General features: G+C 67.5%; 7 protein-coding genes. All 7 read left to right on the top strand.

The window, feature by feature from the left end; genetic code table 11:
• The first annotated feature begins 163 nt into the window (after positions 1–163).
• The 7 genes from ACN9MY_RS00455 (at position 164) to ACN9MY_RS00425 (ending at position 17,846) form a co-directional block, all read left to right on the top strand.
• On the top strand, positions 164–3,682 hold the full coding sequence (locus ACN9MY_RS00455; RefSeq protein WP_426336704.1) for a DUF4132 domain-containing protein: 3,519 nt from the start codon (positions 164–166) through the stop codon (positions 3,680–3,682).
• Positions 3,683–3,760: 78 nt separating this feature from the next.
• A complete protein-coding gene (locus ACN9MY_RS00450; RefSeq protein ID WP_426336703.1) occupies positions 3,761–7,285 on the top strand; it encodes a DUF4132 domain-containing protein in 3,525 nt (1,174 codons plus the stop codon).
• A gap of 33 nt (positions 7,286–7,318) precedes the next feature.
• Positions 7,319–11,182 (top strand): WGR and DUF4132 domain-containing protein, encoded by a 3,864-nt coding sequence (locus ACN9MY_RS00445; protein ID WP_426336702.1) that lies wholly within the window; start codon positions 7,319–7,321, stop codon positions 11,180–11,182.
• 4 nt (positions 11,183–11,186) lie between these two features.
• Positions 11,187–12,296 (top strand): ATP-binding protein, encoded by a 1,110-nt coding sequence (locus tag ACN9MY_RS00440; RefSeq protein WP_426319842.1) that lies wholly within the window; start codon positions 11,187–11,189, stop codon positions 12,294–12,296.
• The gene (locus tag ACN9MY_RS00435; protein ID WP_426166464.1) at positions 12,293–14,671 is read left to right on the top strand and encodes a DUF5682 family protein; all 2,379 of its coding nucleotides are present in this window, start codon (positions 12,293–12,295) and stop codon (positions 14,669–14,671) included. The genes ACN9MY_RS00440 and ACN9MY_RS00435 overlap by 4 nt, the downstream gene beginning before the upstream one ends.
• Complete coding sequence (locus ACN9MY_RS00430; protein ID WP_426166462.1) at positions 14,668–15,792, top strand: VWA domain-containing protein; 1,125 nt, start codon at positions 14,668–14,670, stop codon at positions 15,790–15,792. The genes ACN9MY_RS00435 and ACN9MY_RS00430 overlap by 4 nt, the downstream gene beginning before the upstream one ends.
• Positions 15,789–17,846 carry an SWIM zinc finger family protein gene (locus tag ACN9MY_RS00425; RefSeq protein WP_426336701.1) on the top strand — a complete coding sequence of 686 codons (2,058 nt, stop codon included), beginning with the start codon at positions 15,789–15,791 and terminating at the stop codon, positions 17,844–17,846. The genes ACN9MY_RS00430 and ACN9MY_RS00425 overlap by 4 nt, the downstream gene beginning before the upstream one ends.
• Positions 17,847–17,852 lie beyond the last annotated feature (6 nt).

Raw genomic sequence — 17,852 nt, 5'->3', positions numbered from 1 at the left:
AACTGGTGCTTGCGCTCTTGGCAGCGATGGCCAGGCCGCTCTTCAGGCCCGTGGACTCTTGCGGGCCTGATCACCTTCCAAGTCACGGCGGCAACGGTGCGGGCCCGGCCCGCGCCCGCATGCTATAGTCGAAAAGATAACATTTCTTTTTGGTAATAGACTCATGCGCCGCCTCGACTTCGCCGATAACAGCTCCTTACCGCCCTGGTTTGCACAGGGTGTGCCGGTCTCGCTTTCTCCTGAAATGGCCGCTGCGGCCTTGCCTTCGCGCCGTTTCCCGAAAGCGGTGCCGGAGGCGGATGCGCAAGCGGCCTTGCTGCGCTTGGGTGAAATCGAAAAACCGGATCTGGCTGCCACGGATGCCGATCTGCGTTTGGACTTTTCGGACGCGTGGATGTGCACGCTCACCGGTTCGCTGGATGGCTCGCTGCTGTCGCATGCGATCTTGCTGGCGCTGGCCAACGATCCCGCCTACGGCGCACAGAACAAGGGCGAAGCGCCGCTGGGCGAGCGCATGCTGGACGCCCTGGCCAGCCACAAGGGCCTGGAATACTGTGTCGATGCCTTCATCGAGATGCAAGGCTTGCAGGTGAAGCTGTCGCACAAGGAGTACAAGAACTGGCAGGCCGGCGTCACGCGCAAGGTAACCCGGGAACTCGGCGACCGCTATCCCCTGTCGCCCGTCGAAGTTGCCATGCGGCGGCAGTTGTCGTCGGCGCCGGAGCCGGTATGGCAAGCCTGTGCGGACAAGATCGAAAGCGCGATCCCGAACGTTCCAGCCATGCGCAGGGCCGGCCTTGCCGCGCAACTGCCGGAGCGCCCCGAGGTGTCGAACCGGCTGACGCACACGCTCGCCAAGGGCAAGGCCTCCGCCTCCCTGCCCGTGCTGCTGCTGACGGCCACCGATCCTGCGCTGCACGGCATGCTGGGCAGTGAACTGATCGAAGAAGACCGCTGGGCTTCAGGCTTGATGCTGGTGGCCAGCGTCGTGCAGGAACAGGGTGTGGACGCGCTTCCTGTCCTGGAACTGGTCGCGAGCAGCGCCGCAGCCACCATCGCCCTGAGCCAGATCGGCACGCCGGAGGCAATCAAACTGCTGGCGGAAGTGTATTGCGCCACGCCGGCGCGGTCCGGCATTTCCGACGACATGATGTGGTGGCTCGCTGATCGCAAGACGGCGCTTCGGCATCTGACCGCAGCGCTCAAGCAATGGCCGCTTGCGAGCATTGCGGCCCTGGCCGAGCTGGGCGGCTTGCGCGGCAAGGATGGCGACATGCTGCAGGCGGAACTGGCAAAGCTGGTGCGGGCGAATGCGGGACACGTGTCGCAACTGCTGCCCTGGGTCAGCCCCGCCGCGCAGGCGGTGTTGCAACGCCTTGGCGAGCAATCCGGATCGGCGGTGCCGGTGGCGGCGCAGGCCGACCTGCCGGGCGTATTGGCTGATCCGCCCTGGCTGCGGCCACGAAAGAAGGCCGCCGCTGCGCTGGCCGTGCTGCCTTTGCCCGTGGCGCCAATCGAGCGATGGGATGGCATCGACCGCGAACAATGGGCATCGCTGGACCGCTGGCAGCAGAAGGACTTCGACAAGGCGCGCAAGGACACCGCCGTGCTGGTGGATGCCCTGGGCTTCTGCCGCAATCCGGGACATGCCGGCGACGAGGCGCGCCGCATGGCTGCACAGGCCATTGCCAACGCGGACAGCGAGGAGCTGGCCGAGGCCTGGCAGCTCTATCGGCAAGGCGACCAGCGGGCAACGCTCTCGACGCGCTTCCTGACCTTGCTGCCGGGGGACATGGGCGTCGAAACCTGGAACAGGCTGGCCGGCGAGGCGGAGCCTTATGGCGTGGACTACCTGCTTAGCCAGTTCGGCCTGGCGGCGGCGCCCGGCTTTGCGGCAATGATGCGCGACAGCGTTGACAAGATGCTGCCGCTGGCGCCATGCCTCGGTGCGGTGGAACTCGCGGCGCCGGTTGCGCGCGCCGCGGCCAAGCTCAAGAAGCTGCAGGACGAGGCGCGCCGCTGGCTGTTGCGTTTTCCTGAACATGCCATCGCCGGCCTGATCGCCCCTGCGATCGGCAAGGCGGGCGCGGCGCGCAGTAGTGCATTGTCGGCGCTGCGCTTCCTGCGCGGCCACGGTTATGAGTCGCTGATTGTCGGCATGAGTTGGCGCTACGAAGATCCTGCGGTTGCCGAGGCAGTGCGCGCCATGCTGGACGAAGACCCGCTCGAGTGCCTTCCGGCCAAATTGCCCAAGCTGCCCGATTTCTGGACGCCGCTGGGCTGGCGCCGTCCGCTGCTGAACGGCACCGCCGGTGCCGTGCCGGACGCAGTGCTCGATCACATCGGCACCATGCTGGCCTTGCCGACCGTGGACGGCGTGTACGCCGGCATTGCGCAGCTCAAGGAGGCTTGCACGCCCGAGTCCCTGGCGAACTTCAGCTGGGATTGTTTTACCGCCTGGCTGAGCGCAGGCGGGCCTGCCAAGGAAAGCTGGGCCCTGTCGGCCCTGGGATGGCTGGGCAACGACGACACGGCGCGCCGGCTCACCCCTTACATCCGCGCCTGGCCGGGAGAAGCGGCGCATGCGCGCGCGGTGGCCGCACTGGACGTGCTGGCCGATATCGGCACCGACGTCGCACTGCTGCTGCTGAACGACATTGCACAAAAGTTGAAGTTCACGGGACTGCTGGTCAAGGCACGCGAAAAGATCGACCAGATCGCGGAGAACCGCGGCCTGTCGAGGGAGGAGCTGCAAGACCGGTTGGCGCCCGTCCTGGGCCTGGACGACAATGGCAGCATGCTGCTGGACTTCGGCCCGCGCCAGTTCCGCGTCGGCTTCGACGAAATGCTGAAACCTTATGTTCGCGACAGCGACGGCACGCGCCTGAAGGACCTGCCCAAGCCGAAAAAGACCGACGACGAAGCGCAGGCCGCCGACGCGGTCGAGCGCTTCAAGGCACTGAAGAAGGACGTCCGCACCGTCGCCAGCCAGCAGTTGCTGCGCCTGGAGCAAGCCATGTGCAGCGGCCGCCGCTGGCGCCCCGAGCACTTCGGCCAGTTCCTTGCCGGCCATCCGCTGGTGCGGCACCTGGTGCAGCGCCTGGCCTGGGGCGTCTACGTCCAGGAAGAAGGAAAGGCCGGCGGCGGGAAGCTGCTGCATTGCTTCCGTGTGTCTGCAGAAGGCAGCTATACGGACGCGGACGATAACCCGATCGCGCTGCCGGAAGGCGAGCTTATTTACGTCGGCTTGCCGCACCCGCTCGACATGCCGCAGCAGGATGTTGTGCAATTCGGACAGTTGTTTGCCGATTACGAGCTGCTGCAACCTTTCGCCCAGCTTGGGCGCGATACCTACCGGCTCGAAGCCGGGGAGCATTCCGCCACCGCGCTGGAACGCTGGAAAGGCAAGGTGGTCGCCACCGGCCGCGTGCTCGGCCTGGCAAGCAGGGGCTGGCGCCGCGGATCGTCCATGGACGGCGGCGGCGTTTCGTACTTCAGCAAGCCGGTTGCCGGCGCCAGGGTGGTCGAACTGATGCTCGATCCGGGCATCATCGTCGGCCTGGCCGACGAATATCCGGAGCAGACGCTTGGCGCCGTCACGATGCGGAATGGCAGCATGGCCAGCCTCGATCCCGTCAGCGCCAGTGAGCTGGTGCGGGACATGGAGTCCTTGTTAACCTGAGCGGCCGCGTGGTAAAGTCAAAATTACAAGTTTCCTTTAGGTAATTGAACTTTCATGCACGGTAATGAGCTCCCCGATATGACGACCCCACCCTGGCTGGCGCAGGGTGAGCCGCTGGCGATTTCCAAAAGGATGGCGGAAGCGGCACTCGCTTCGCGCCGCGCGCCGAAACCGGTTCCGCAAGTCGACCCGAAGCAGGTTTTGCGCAGCATGTGGGAGACCTTCGAGATTGACCCGGCGCGCAGCGATGCCGAGTTTCGCGAGGCATGCGCGGAAGCGTCGCAGCGGCTGCAGGAGCAAACCCTCGACGGTTCGCTGCTGTCCGATGCAATCCTGCTTGCCATGTCGAACAATCCAGTGTTCCGCAGCGGCGCGGAGGATGTGCATCCGTTTGGCGAGCCGATGCTCGATGCCATCGCCGCGCACAAAGGCTTGGAGTACTGCGTCGACGTCTTCATCGAAATGCTCAAGCTGCAAGTGGGCTTCCTGCCGTCGCGGGAGAAAAAGCGGAAGGCGGTCATCGAGTGCCGCGAGCTGCTTCCGCTGGCCAAGTATGAGCCGTTCTGCGGGGCCGAAATTGCCCTGCGCCGCCAGCTGTCCAATGCACCGGAGGCGACTTGGCGGGCTTGTGCCGACAAGATCGAGCAAGCGCTGCCCGCCATCCCGCTCGCGCGCAGGGCTTCACTCGCCGCGCAGTTGCCGGAACGTCCGGAGCTGTCCAACCGCCTGGTGCATGAACTTGCAGGCAGCCCGGCGCATGCAAGCTTGCCGCTGCTGCTGGTGTCGGCCGACGAGCCGGAACTGCTGCGGGTTCTGGGCGAAAAAATGCCTGAGCGCGGACGCTACTTCACCAGCCCGATGCTGGCGGCGACCATCCTGGCCGGGAAGGGCGTGCAGGCATGCTCGCCCTTCAGCGTTGCCGTCACGCGCGATGTGGTCAGCGAGGCCCTGACCCAGATCGGCACCCCGGAAGCCATCCGGCTGCTGGTCGAATCGGTCGCGCAGACTACCGATCCGGAATACGAGGGATGGGATACCGCGGTCGAACGCCGGACCGCGCTGGTGCGCCTGGCTGCGGCGCTCCAGCAATGGCCCGTTGCCGGCATCGCTGCGCTGGCGGAGATTGGCGAAAGGCCGGGCAAGGTTGGCATGGTGGCGTCGTCCAGCCTGGCGGCGCTGGTCAGCGAGCATGCCGAAGTGGTTCCCCAGCTCCTGCGCTGGGTCAGCCCGGCTGCGCAGGCATTGCTGCAACGCCTGCTCGGACAACGCGATACTTCGCTGGAAGAGGCGGCGCGCGAGGATCTGCCGGGCGTGCTGGCGAACCCGCCGTGGCTGCGGCCGCGCAAGAAGGCCCTTGCATCGATCGATTTGCAGCCGTTGCCGCTGGCTCCCGTGGAGCGATGGGACGACGTCGACCGCGAAGAATGGGCGAACGCGGGCCCATGGTGGGAAGACACCTTCGAGCGCGCACGCAAGGATCCGGCAGCGTGGGTGGCGGAGCTGGGGTTCAGCCGCAATCCGGGGACGTCCGGCGATGAAGCCCGCAGGCAGGCGATCCAGGCCATCGCAGAAGCCGACAGCAAGGCGATGGTGGCCGCCTGGCGGCTGTACGTATTGGGCGATCCGTGGGCGCGCCTCTATGCGCCGTTGATTACGCGGCTGCCGGGAGAAATGGGCGTCGAGACCTGGAGCCTGCTTTCCAATTCAGTCGACGTCAGTGGCAGGTGCCTGGAATTCCTGCTGGCGCGATTCGGCTTGCGCGCGCTGCCCGGCTTTGAGGCTTTGCTGCGCCACCGCTTCGACGAAGTGGTCGAGTATGCCCCGTGCTTTGGCTCCGTCGGCATGGCGGCGCCGATGGCGCGCGCTGCGGTCAAGCTCAAGAAACTGCAGGCGCAGGGGCGGCGATGGCTGCTGCGCTTCCCCGAACATGCGATTTGCGGGCTGATTGCACCGGCGCTCGGCAAGGCGGGCGAAGAGAAGTCCTGCGCCATGTCTGCGTTGCGCTACTTGCGCGCGAACGGGCATGAAGCGCTGATCCTGAAGGTTGCGGCCCGATACGAGAACGCCGCAGTCTCTGCCACGCTGCGTGCCCTGCTCGATGAAGATCCGCTTGAACGCCTGCCGGCCAAGCTTCCCAAGCTCCCTGACTTCTGGGCGCCGCGCGGGTGGCGCCGCCTGGTGTTGAATGAGTCCGGCGGCGCCAGTGCCGGCAAGGCGGTGCCGAACGACGTGCTGGTGCATGTGGGGACCATGCTGATGCTGCCGACGGTCGATGGCGTGTATCCCGGCATCGCCCAGCTCCGGGATGCCTGCACCCCCGAATCGCTGGCGGACTTTAGCTGGGACTGTTTCATGGCATGGTTGAATGCCGGTGGCGTCGTCAAGGACGGCTGGGCGATGTCGGCCCTGGGCTGGCTGGGCACGGACGATACCGCCCGCAAGCTGATGCCGTTCATTAAGGCGTGGCCGCCGGAAGGGGCGCATGCACGGGCGGTAGCGGCGCTGGACGTGCTGACCGACATCGGCAGCGAACTTGCGCTGATGCTGATGAACAGCGTCGCGCAGAAGGCCAGGCAAAAGCCGCTGCAGGACAAGGCGCGCGAAAAAATCGCCAGGATCGCCGAGGCGCGCGGCCTGACGACCGAGGAGCTGGAAGACCGCATGGCGCCAGACCTGGGCCTCGGGCAGGACGGCACCCTCGTGCTGGACTTCGGTGCGCGCCGCTTCCGGGCCGGCTTCGACGAGGCGCTGAAGCCTTTTGTGCGCGACGAAGACGGCTACCGGCTGCCCGACCTGCCGAAGCCGAGGCAGAGCGATGACGAGGCGCTCTCCACAGCCGCGGTCGAGCGCTTCAATGCCCTGAAAAAGGACGCCCGCGCCATCGCCAGCCAGCAGGTAGCGCGCCTGGAATGGGCCATGTGCAGCCGGCGCCGCTGGAGCCACCAGCACTTCCGCCAGTTCCTGGTCGAGCACCCGCTGCTGCGCCACCTCGTGCAACGCCTGGTTTGGGGCGTGTATGCGGTGGGCGGCGATGGCGCGCAATTGCTGGATTGCTTCCGCGTCGCGGAAGACGGCAGCTACGCCACCGGCGACGACGATGCCTTCACTTTGCCGGAGGGCGAGCATATCCGGGTGGGACTGCCGCATGCGCTCGAATTGCCGCCGCAAGCCGCCGAGAAGTTTGGCCAGGTGTTCGCCGACTACAAGCTGTTGCAGCCTTTCGTCCAGCTGGGGCGCGATACCCATGCGCTGGAAGCCGGCGAACAGGCGCAAGCGCAGCTCGCCCGCTGGAAGGGCGTGGTGATCGCCACAAACCGCGTGCTTGGCCTGGCCAGCAGGGGCTGGAGGCGCGGGCAGGCCATCAACGGCGGCTTGATCTGCTCCTTCCAGAAGCCGGCCAATGGTTCCAGGATCATCGAGCTGACGTTCGAACCTGGCATCTACGCGGGCATGGTCAACGAGAATCCGGAGCAGTCGCTGGAAAGCATCTCCGTGGGCATGCTTGCAAGTTGGGGCGGAATCAAGACGGCCGAAAGCCTGGCTGCCCTCGACCCGATCGCCGCCAGTGAACTGATACGCGACATCGAATCCCTGCGGGCATGAGCGCCCGCAAACACTACTTGAATGTGAACTCCTATGCGCCGTTTTGAATTCGTCGACGACAGCTCGAACAAATTTTGGGAAATTGAACAGGATGGATTGGACCTGAACCTGCGCTGGGGCAGGATCGGTACCCAGGGCCAGAGCCAGACCAAGTCCTTTGCCGACAATGCCAAGTGCAGCGCCGCCATGGCCAAGCTCATCGCCGAAAAGACCGGCAAGGGCTATTCTGAAGTGGACACGGCGCCGGCTGCCGCGATCGGCAAGACTGCGGCCAAGCCGGTGGCGGCGCCGGAGCCCGTGGCCGCTGCGGAGGCACCAGCGCCGGCACCGGCACCGGCGGCGGCCCCTGCGCCGGCGCCCGTTGCCGCCGCCGATCCGGCGACCACGCCGCCCTGGCTGGTGCACATGCCGCCCGTGTCGCTGCCCAGGAAGCTGGCGGCAGCAGCGCTGGCATCGCGCCGCTTCCCGAAACCGGTGCCGGCGGTCGATGCGCAGGACGTGTTCCGCCGCTTCTTCGAGTGCCAGCAGCCGGATGCCGACGCGACAGACGCCGAACTGCGGCCCGCATTCGAAGAAGCATGGGAGCGGCTGCGGAACCAGGTCCTGGACGGCTCATTGCAATCGGACGCCGTCTTGCTCGCGCTGTCGGCCAAGCTTCCCTATGACTGGGAAGGCAAGAATGAGCTGCTGGCGCTAAAGATGCTGCATGCCCTCGTCAAGCACAAGGGCCTGGAGCACTGCGTCGATGCCTTTATCGAAATGCAGCGCATGCAGGTAAAGTGGCAGAGTGCCGGAAACCTGCCTCGCAAAGTCAGCATCACGTCCATCATCACCAGTGAACTGGGCACCTCGAGCCTGATGACGCCGGTCGAAGTCGCCATGCGGATCCAGTTGTCGTCGGCACCGGAAGCAGTTTGGCAGGCGTGCGCCGACAAGATCGAGAATGCCATCCCCTCCGTTCACGCGCTGCGCAGGGCCGGACTGGCGGCACAGTTGCCCGAGCGGCCGGAGGTTGCCGACCGGCTGGTGCCCGAGCTGTCCAAAGGCCCGGCGTTGGAGACCCTGCCCCTGCTGCAGCTGGCGGCCAGCGATACCGGCCTGCTGGAAAAGTCCGGTATCAAGATTTCCAGCCATGAGCGCTGGTCGAGGAATCCGATGCTGGCGGCGACGATGGTGCAGGAGCGCGGCCCGCATGCCTTCGCAGTGCTGAAACTGATGCCGTACTGCGAACCGGCCAACGAAGCCCTGGCTTTCGTCGGCACGCCGGAAGCCGTCAAGCTGCTGGTCGAGGTCCTGGCCGAGGTGTCCGATACCAGTACCTGGACTCCCGTGTCGCTGAAACTGGCGCGCGCCAGTTTCTCGGCCGCGGTCATGCACGCGCCCCTGGCGGGTATTGCTGCCCTGGCGGAACTGGGCGAACGGCGCGGCAAGGAAGGCGAAGTCCTGCAGCTGACGCTGGCGATGCTGCTGCGCATCCATTCCGGTCAGGTTCCGCAGCTGATGCCATGGCTGTCTCCTGCCGCGCAGGCCTTGCTGCATCGCCAGCTCGAGAAAACCAGCGCCACGGTTGCGCTGGCCGCACAGGAAGACCTGCCGGGCGTGCTGGCCGATCCGCCATGGCTGCGGCCGCGCAAGAAGCCTGCTCCCGCACTGGTGGTGCAGCCCTTGCCCCTGGCGCCGGTCGAGCGCTGGGACGACATCGACCGCGAGGAATGGCTGTCCGCTGCACGCAGCCATTACTGGGGGCGTATCGAGGGCGAGCCTGAAACTCCCGACCAGATGGCATGGGCGATGCGTTTCCACTGGCACGAACCCGATGTGGAAGCGTGCACCCAGGCCAGCAAGGCCATTGCAAATGCCGATGCCAACGCACTGGCCGCAGCCTGGCGCATGTACCGGCAGAGGGACGCTGGTCGAGTGATCTGCGCGATGGCTATTCCGCTGTTGCCCGGCGCGATGGGCGCCGATGCCTGGAATATGCTGGCCAGCGACGTGGATCCTTACCCGCCGCAGATTGCCTTCCTGCTCGCCAGGCTTGGGCTGCCCGCGCTGCCCGGCTTCGAGGCGATGCTGGCGCGCCGTCCGGCAGATATGGCGCCATTGGCCAAATGCTTCGGCGCCGTTGGCATGGCATCGCCCATGGCGCGCGCCGCGACCAAGCTCAAAAAGGTGCAGGAGGAAGCCCGCCAGTGGCTGCTGCGCTTCCCCGCACATGCGATTTGCGGCCTGATTGCGCCGGCGCTCGGCAAGGCGGGCGAGGACCGTGATTGCGCGGCGTCGGCACTGCGCTACCTGCGCATGAACGGCCACGAGGCATTGATCTTCGACATCGCGGCACGTTACGAGGACGCTGCAGTTGACGCGGCATTGCGCGCCCTGCTCGATGAAGATCCGCTCGAACGCTTGCCGGCCAAGCTGCCCAAGCTGCCTGATTTCTGGGCGCCGCTGGGATGGCGCCGCCCGGTGCTGAATGACAGCTGCGGCGCCGGCGCGGGCAAGGCGGTGCCGGACCAGGCGCTGGACCACATCGGCACCATGCTGATGTTGCCAACCGCGGAAGGACTGTACCCGGGCATTGCGCAAATCAAGGACGCGTTCACTGCGGAATCGCTGGCGGATTTTGCCTGGGACTGTTTCTCGTCCTGGCTGAATGCCGGCGGCAATTCCAAGGAAGGCTGGGCCATGACCGCATTGGGCTGGCTGGGAACGGACGACACGGCGCGCAAGCTCACGCCGTACATCCGCGCCTGGCCGGGCGAGTCGGCGCATGCGCGTGCCGTGTCGGCGTTGGACGTGCTGGCCGACATCGGCACCGACACCGCGCTGATGCTGTTGAACGGCATCGCGCAAAAGGTCAAGTTCAAGGGCCTGCAGGACAAGGCGCGCGAAAAGATCGACAAGATTGCCGAGGAGCGGGAGCTGACCACCGAGGAGCTGGAAGACCGCCTGGCGCCCGACCTGGGCCTGGACGACAACGGCAGCGTGCTGCTGGACTTCGGCCCGCGCCAGTTCCGCGTCGGTTTCGACGAGGCGCTGAAGCCGTATGTGCGCGACAGCGATGGCAAGCGACTGGCCGACCTGCCCAAGCCGAAGCAAAGCGACGACGCGGCATTGGCCGGCGCCGCCGTCGAACGCTACAAACTGCTCAAGAAGGACGCCCGCACCATCGCCGGCCAGCAGGTGCTGCGCCTGGAATGGGCCATGTGCAGCCGGCGCCGCTGGCTGCCGGAGCACTTCCGCCAGTTCCTGGCCCAACATCCGCTGGTGCGCCACCTGGTGCAGCGCCTGGTGTGGGGCGTCTACGAGATGGCCGGCAGCGGCGACGCCGGCGGCAAGCTGCTGGCATGCTTCCGCGTGGCCGAAGACGGCAGCTGGACCACCGGCGAGGACGACAGTTTCACGATGCCGGAAGGCGCCAATCTTTGCGTCGGCCTGCCGCATCCGCTTGAGCTGGCGGCCGAAACTGCCGCGCAGTTCGGCCAGCTGTTCGCCGATTATGAGCTGCTGCAGCCGTTTTCCCAGCTGGGGCGCGATACCTATGCGCTGGACGCCGAAGAGCAGTCCGCGACGGTCCTGGAGCGCTGGAAAGGCGCCGTCGTTCCCACCGGCCGCGTGCTTGGCCTGGTCAACAAAGGCTGGCGGCGCGGGCAGGCGCAGGACGCCGGCGGCATCTGGTTCTTCCACAAGCCGCTCAGCCGCTCCAGGGTGATCGAACTGACCCTCGACCCCGGCATCATCGTGGGCATGGTGGACGAGTATCCGGAACAGACGCTGCAGACCGTCTCGGTGGGTTCGCCATCGAGCTGGGGCGAGATCAGGGCGGCCGAAAGCCTGGCGATCCTCGACCCGATCGCCACCAGTGAACTGATACGCGACCTCGAATCCTTGCGGGCATGACACCATGAAGAAAACACCCATCAAAGAATCGCCGGCCTTGCAGCGCCCGCCGGCGGAAATCCTCCATGCGCAGGAGCTGCAGCGCCTGCGCGAGAGCGACAACGGCCCGCGCCCGCCGGGCTGGGCGCTCAGCCTGACCGCAGCGCGCAAGTTCATCCTGGGCGACGACACGCTGGATGTCACGCGCAAGATCGTGGCGCCTGCCGCATCGATCGAGCGCATGCTGGTGACCCTGGCAACAGGCCGCGGCCTGATGCTGGTGGGCGAGCCGGGCACGGCGAAGTCGCTGCTGTCCGAACTGCTGGCCACCGCCATCTGCGGCAAGTCGACCCTGACCATCCAGGGCGGCGCCTCGATCACCGAAGACCAGATCAAGTATTCCTGGAACTACGCCCTGCTGATCAACGAGGGCCCGAGCCCGCGCGCGCTGGTGCCTGCACCGCTGTACCAGGGCATGCGCGACGGCCAGGTGGTGCGCTTCGAAGAAATCACGCGCGCGCCGCTGGAAGTCCAGGACTGCCTGCTGGGCATGCTGTCCGACCGCGTCATGAGCGTGCCTGAACTGGCGGGCGATGACGGCATGCTGTATGCGCGCGACGGCTTCAACATCATCGCCACGGCCAACACGCGCGACCGCGGCGTGAACGAAATGAGCGCAGCGCTCAAGCGCCGTTTCGACTTCGAAACCGTGTTCCCCATCCTCGACTTCGACCATGAGCTGGCGCTGGTGAAGGAAGCTTCCGCCCGCCTGCTGGAGAAGAGCGCCATTCCGCGCAGCCTGCCGGTGCCGGTGCTGGAATTGCTGGTGACCACCTTCCGCGACCTGCGCGGCGCCGTCCAGGCGCACGGCGGCGACGCGGCCATGGACCGGCTGACAGCTGTCATGTCGACCGCCGAGGCGGTCAATGTCGCCCATGCGGTCGGCGTGCGCGCCTGGTTCCTCGAGCAGCGCGACGGCAGCCCGGCCGACCTGGTCGACTGCATTGCCGGCACGGTGGTCAAGGACAACGCCGACGACCGTGCCAAGCTGCGCCGCTACTTCGAACAGAAGGTGGCCAGGAAGAACGGCGCCCATTGGCAGGCCTACTTCGAAGCGAGGCAGCGTTTGCCGTGACGCCCGTATCGAACGAGCCGAACGTGTCGAACGAGCCGGTCATTCTCGGCGTGCGGCATCACAGCCCGGCCTGCGCGCGCCTGGTGGCGCACAAGATCCGCAGCCTGCGGCCGGCCTACGTCCTGATCGAAGGCCCAGCCGACTTCAACGACAAGCTGGAGCAGCTCTCGCTGCCGCACCAGCTGCCGCTGGCGGTCTACAGCTTCCTTTCCTCGGAAGGCGGGCACCGCGCGTCCTGGTCGCCGTTTGCCGAGCATTCGCCGGAGTGGCAGGCGCTGGCGGTCGGGCGTGAAACAGGCGCGCAGCTGCGCTTCATCGACCTGCCGGCGTGGGACGATGCCTTTGCCGACGTGCTCAATCGCTATGCCGACGTGAGCGACGAGACGCAGGCCGAACGCGCCGCCGCATACGAAGATGCGCTGCGCCGCAAGATGGCGGTCGACAGCAGGGATGCGCTGTGGGACACGCTGTTCGAGCAGCAGGATTCGCTGGAGCTGCTGGAGCAGGGTCTTGCCACCCATTTCGAGCATCTGCGCGCGGGCGATGCGGGCTCGATCGGCAACCAGGCGCGCGAACGCATGATGGCGCGCTGGATCGCCTGGGCGATGGCGCGCGGCGAAGGCCCGGTGCTGGTGGTCTGCGGCGGCTACCATGCGCCGGCGTTGCAGCGTGCCTGGCGCAGCGAGGACGGCGCCAGCCCGCCGGCGCTGCCGCTGCCGGACGACGCCGGCGGGACCGTGCGCTTCGGCTCCTACCTGGTGCCGTACACCTTCAAGCGGCTCGATTCCTTCACCGGCTACGCATCGGGCATGCCTTCGCCGTTCTTCTACCAGCTGGCATGGGAGGAGGGCATGCAGGGCGCCGGGCCGGCGCTGCTGCAGCGGGTCACGCAGCGCCTGCGCAACAAAAAGCTGGCGGCATCGACCGCCGACCTGATCGCCGTGCACGCGCGGGCCGAGGCCCTGGCCCGCCTGCGCGGCCATGCGCTGCCGGCACGCTGCGACTGGCTCGACGCGCTGGCCGGCTCGCTGGTCAAGGATGCGCTGGATGCGCCGCTGCCGTGGACTTACCGCGGGCCGCTGCGCTTCGGCACCGACCCGATCCTGGTCGAAATCATGGACGTGCTGGCGGGCGATGTTGCGGGCCGCCTGGCGCCCGGCACGCCGCAACCGCCGCTGGTGCTCGCGGTCGAGGCCGAACTCGAAGCCCGCGGCATCAAGCTGCCCGCCGACCTCTCCCTCGACCTGCTCAAGCCCGCGGACCGCGACAAGAGCCGCGTGCTGCATCGCCTGCTGCTGCTGGAGATTCCCGGCATCGACCGGCGCGCCGGCCCCGGCCTGGCGCTGTCCGGCGAGCGCCGCGAGGAATGGTCGCTGCGGGCGCCGCTGGAGCAGCGCGCCGCGCTGATCGAGGCGGCGGCCTATGGCGCCTCGCTGGAAGACGCCGCGCGCATGAAGCTGGAAGAACGCCTGCGCGCTGCGGGGCGCGCCAACGGCGAGAGCCGTTTCGCGCAACTCGCCGATGCACTGAACCAGGCTGCCTTTGCCGGCCTGGCCGGCATGAGCGACGGCATCCTGTCCGAGCTGGAAATAGCGGTCGGCGGCGAACCGCGTTTCGAAGCTTTCGGCACTGCGCTGCCGGTGCTGCATTCCCTGCTGCGCCACGGGCAGTCGCTCGGCATGGCGGGCGCGCCGGTCCTGCGCACGGTAGTCGCGGCGGCCTTCGACCGCGCGCTATGGCTGCTGGAGGCCACGGGGCCGGTACCGGCGGGAGAATTCGCGGCGCATATCCATGGCTTCCTCGCCCTGCGCCAGGTGGCGCGCGATGCGCTGGCAGGCGATGCTGCGCTGCCTTTGCAGGTGGAGGCCGGGCGCGCCCTCGCTGTATGGCAGCGCAAGCTTGCCGACCAGCGTGCCGCGCCGCTCAGCCGCGGCGCCGCGCTGGGAGGATTGGTCAGCCTGAACGCCGGACGTAGCGCCGCCAGCGGCGAAGCCATCACGCAGGCCTTGGCCTTGCTGGGCGAAATCGCGCCGGCGCAGGTGGGCGATGCGCTGGCGGGCATGCTGGCGCTGGCGCGCGATGAGCTGGTGCAGGAGGCGCACTTCGTTGCCGGGCTGGATGCCATGGTGAAGGCGTTGGACGACATCGACTTCGTGCTCGCCCTGCCGGCCATGCGCAATGCCTTCAGCTGGCTGCCGCCGCAGGAGCGCGGCATGCTGGCCGACGCCGTGCTGGCCCAGCACAACGCGGCGCATCTGCCGCGGCGCGCGCTGACCGCGCACTTCGCCGGCGCGGATGCGGAAGACGTGGCCAGGGCGGCGCTGCTGGAGCAGGCCGCGCTGCGCAAACTTGCCTCCTGGGGATTGGCAGCATGAACTTGAAACTTCCTGATTCGCTGGCGCGCTGGCGCCTGCTGCTCGGCGAAGCGGCGACGCCTGCGCTGGGCGGCCTGTCCGGCGCGGCCCGATCGGCGGACATGGCGCTGGACTGGCTGTACGGGCGCGATAGCGAGGTCGCCGCGCGCGGTGAGCGCGGTGCTGGCCTGGGGCCTTCCCAGCTTTCCACGCCCGACTGGATCAATACGATCCATGAACTGTTCCCGAAGGAAGTGATCGAGCGCCTCGAGGGCGACGCGGTGGAGCTGTACGGCATCGACGAAGTGGTCACCAACCTCGAGGTGCTGGAGCGGATCGAGCCGTCGGAGGCACTGCTGCGCGCGGTGCTGCACACCAAGCACCTGATGAATCCCGAAGTGCTGGCCGCTGCGCGGCGGCTGGTGGCTGAAGTCGTGCGGCAGATCATCGAGAAGATGGCGACCGAGGTGCGGCAGGCGTTCGCCGGCGCGCGCGACAGGCGCCGCCGCTCCATGCTGAAGGTGGCGCGCAATTTCGATTTCAAGCGTACGGTGCAAGGCAACCTGCACCGCTGGGACCCGCAGCGCGGAAAGCTGTTCCTGGAGACTCCGGTCTTCATGAGCCGCGTGCGGCGCCACACTGAGCGCTGGGACATCTGCCTGCTGATCGACCAGAGCGGCTCGATGGTCGAATCGGTGATCCATTCCGCGGTCATGGCCTCCTGCCTGTGGAATCTGCCGGGCATGCGGACTCGCCTGGTCGCCTTCGACACGGAAGTGGTCGACCTGACCTCGGACGTGTCCGACCCGGTCGAACTGCTGATGAAGGTGCAGCTGGGCGGCGGCACCGATATCGCCAAGGCTGTCGGCTATGCGCAGTCCCTGGTCGAGAATCCGCAGCGCACGGTGGTGGTGCTGGTCAGCGACTTCTGCGAGGGCGGCTCGCAAAATGAACTGGTGCGCCGGGTCAAGGCGCTGGTGCAGTCCGGCGTCACGATGCTGGGACTGGCAGCACTGGATGCGCGCGCCGATCCCTGCTACGACCGCGACATGGCGGCGCGCCTGGTGCGCGAGGGCGCGCACGTGGGCGCCATGACGCCCGGACAACTGGCAGCCTGGCTGGCTGAAAAGGTGCGCGGATGAACGCCCGGCGAACCGACCTGCTGGAACTGACGCCCGAGGCCCTGATCGCCCTGGCCAATGCGGGCTTCGTCAAGCGCGCGCAGAAGGACCTGGCCGAAGGCAACCTGCCGGCGCTCGAGGAACTCGCGGACGCCACGATCCGCGCCACCTACGCCGATGGCCATTGCGCCGTGCTTGGTCCCAACAGCACGCTGCGCGACGCCAGCTGCACCTGTCCGGCCAGCGGCTTGTGCCGGCACCGGGTCACGCTGGTGCTGGCGTACCAGGCGCAGGCCAGGGCGCTGTCGCCGGCGCAGCCGGAGAACCAGGCTGCCGACGATGCCGGCCCCTGGTCGCCGGCGCATTTCGCAGCGACGATGGCTGATACGGTTCCTGCCTCGACGCTGGCACAGGCGGCCAGGCTGGCGGCGGCGCAACCGGTGGTCAAGCTTATCGCGTGGCAGGAGGCGGCTGCGGTGCCGAGCGCCCGCCTGCCGATGTGCAATGTGCGCTTCTTCTCGCGCAGCAGCCTGACGCACGCCCGATGCGATTGCAAGGAGGGCAGCGGTTGCGCCCACATCGTCCTGGCCGTGTGGGCGTTCGCACAGGCGGAATTGAAGTCGCCGGGTTTTGCCGAAGCCAGCGTGACCCTGGCCAGTCCGCAGGAAGGCGGCCCGGCGCCCGTGGCGCGCGTGTTCGGCACGCAGGCGGCTGCAACGCTGCTGGAACGCACGCAGGCCCTGGCGCTGCAAGTCTGGCTGGACGGTTCCAGCCAGCCGATGCTGGCACTGGAGGCGCGCTTCGAAGAAGTCTTTGGCCTGGCCAAACAACTCGAATGGTGCTGGATCGGCGAGTCCCTGCACGGCATGAAGGACCTGATGCTGGCGCAGCATGCGCGGTCCAGCCGCTTCGATCCGAAGCTGCTGCTGTCGGCGCTCGCCGACCTGCATGCGCGCCTTGCGGCGGCAGTGCTGGCGGATGGCCAGGCTGCCGCCGGCCGGCTGCCGGAAGTGCCGGCCAGCCAGTTGCTCGGCATCGGCGTCAAGGGCGAAGTGGCGCTGGATCACTTGCGGCTGGTCTCCCTCGGCACCCAGCTCTGGGCCGATGACGAAGCCGAGGGCGCGCTGCTGGTATTTGCCGACCCGGACACCCTTGCGGTGACCGTGATTGAGCGCCGCTGGCCCAAGCCGAAGGCGGGCGAGCCGGGCATCGCCATCAAGTCGCGCAGGATCGCGGGCCAGTCGGTAGAAAGGCTGGCCGCCAGCCAGGTCGTCACCAGCGGCGCACGGCGCCGCGCCAACGGTGCGCTGGAGATTGCCGCCGGTGCGCGCCAGACCAACGTGCTGCCTTTGTCGTCCAGGGCTTGGGACGACCTGATGGCGCCGCTGCGCCAGTCGTCCGCCGAGGGCTTGCGCGACTACCTGCTGGATGCCGTGCCGGATTTCGCGAGGCCGCTGCAGGCGATTGAACACATGCACGTCGTTCCCGTGGCGCAGGTAGGCGAATGGGAGTGGAATGCGGCGCGCCAGACGCTGTCGGCCTGGATCGAAGTGGGCCAGGGGCTGCACGAGCCCGGGCAGCGCCTGCTCCTTCGCAAGCGCCACAACCCGGCCGCGCCGCATGCCGTCGATGCGCTGGCAAGCGCGCTGTCCGGGGAATTCGGCGCACCGCTAGCGGTCTCCGGAACGGTCACGCTGGAAGCGGGACTGGTGGCCATCGATCCGTTTGCCGTCCTGACCGAACAGCGCGCCGTGGTGCCCGACGTGGAGAGCACGGCGGCGCGCGAACTTGCGCCGGCCGCGCTGCTGTATGAGGCGCCGCCGCTGGTGCACCTGGCCGGCCAGGTGCACGCCCTGCTTGGCCGATGGATGCGGCAAGGCTTGCGGCACCAGGCTGCGGGCGCCTTGAAGGAAGCCGAGGACCTTGCGGCAACCATGGAGCGCAACGGCCTTGCCGCTTCCGCCGCCCTGCTGCGCGAGGCCGTGAGCCTGATGCAGGCGCCGGACAAGCAGCCTTTGCCCGGCAAGCTGGCAACGCTTTATCTTTTACTCGCCGAAATTGCACGTTCGGCTTGAAACCCG

Origin of the sequence: Pseudoduganella sp. R-31, assembly GCF_049913235.1 — a bacterium.
Taxonomy (GTDB): domain Bacteria; phylum Pseudomonadota; class Gammaproteobacteria; order Burkholderiales; family Burkholderiaceae_D; genus Rugamonas.
Note: the sequence above shows the minus strand (reverse complement) of the source record. Positions and strands in the feature narration are given on the sequence as shown.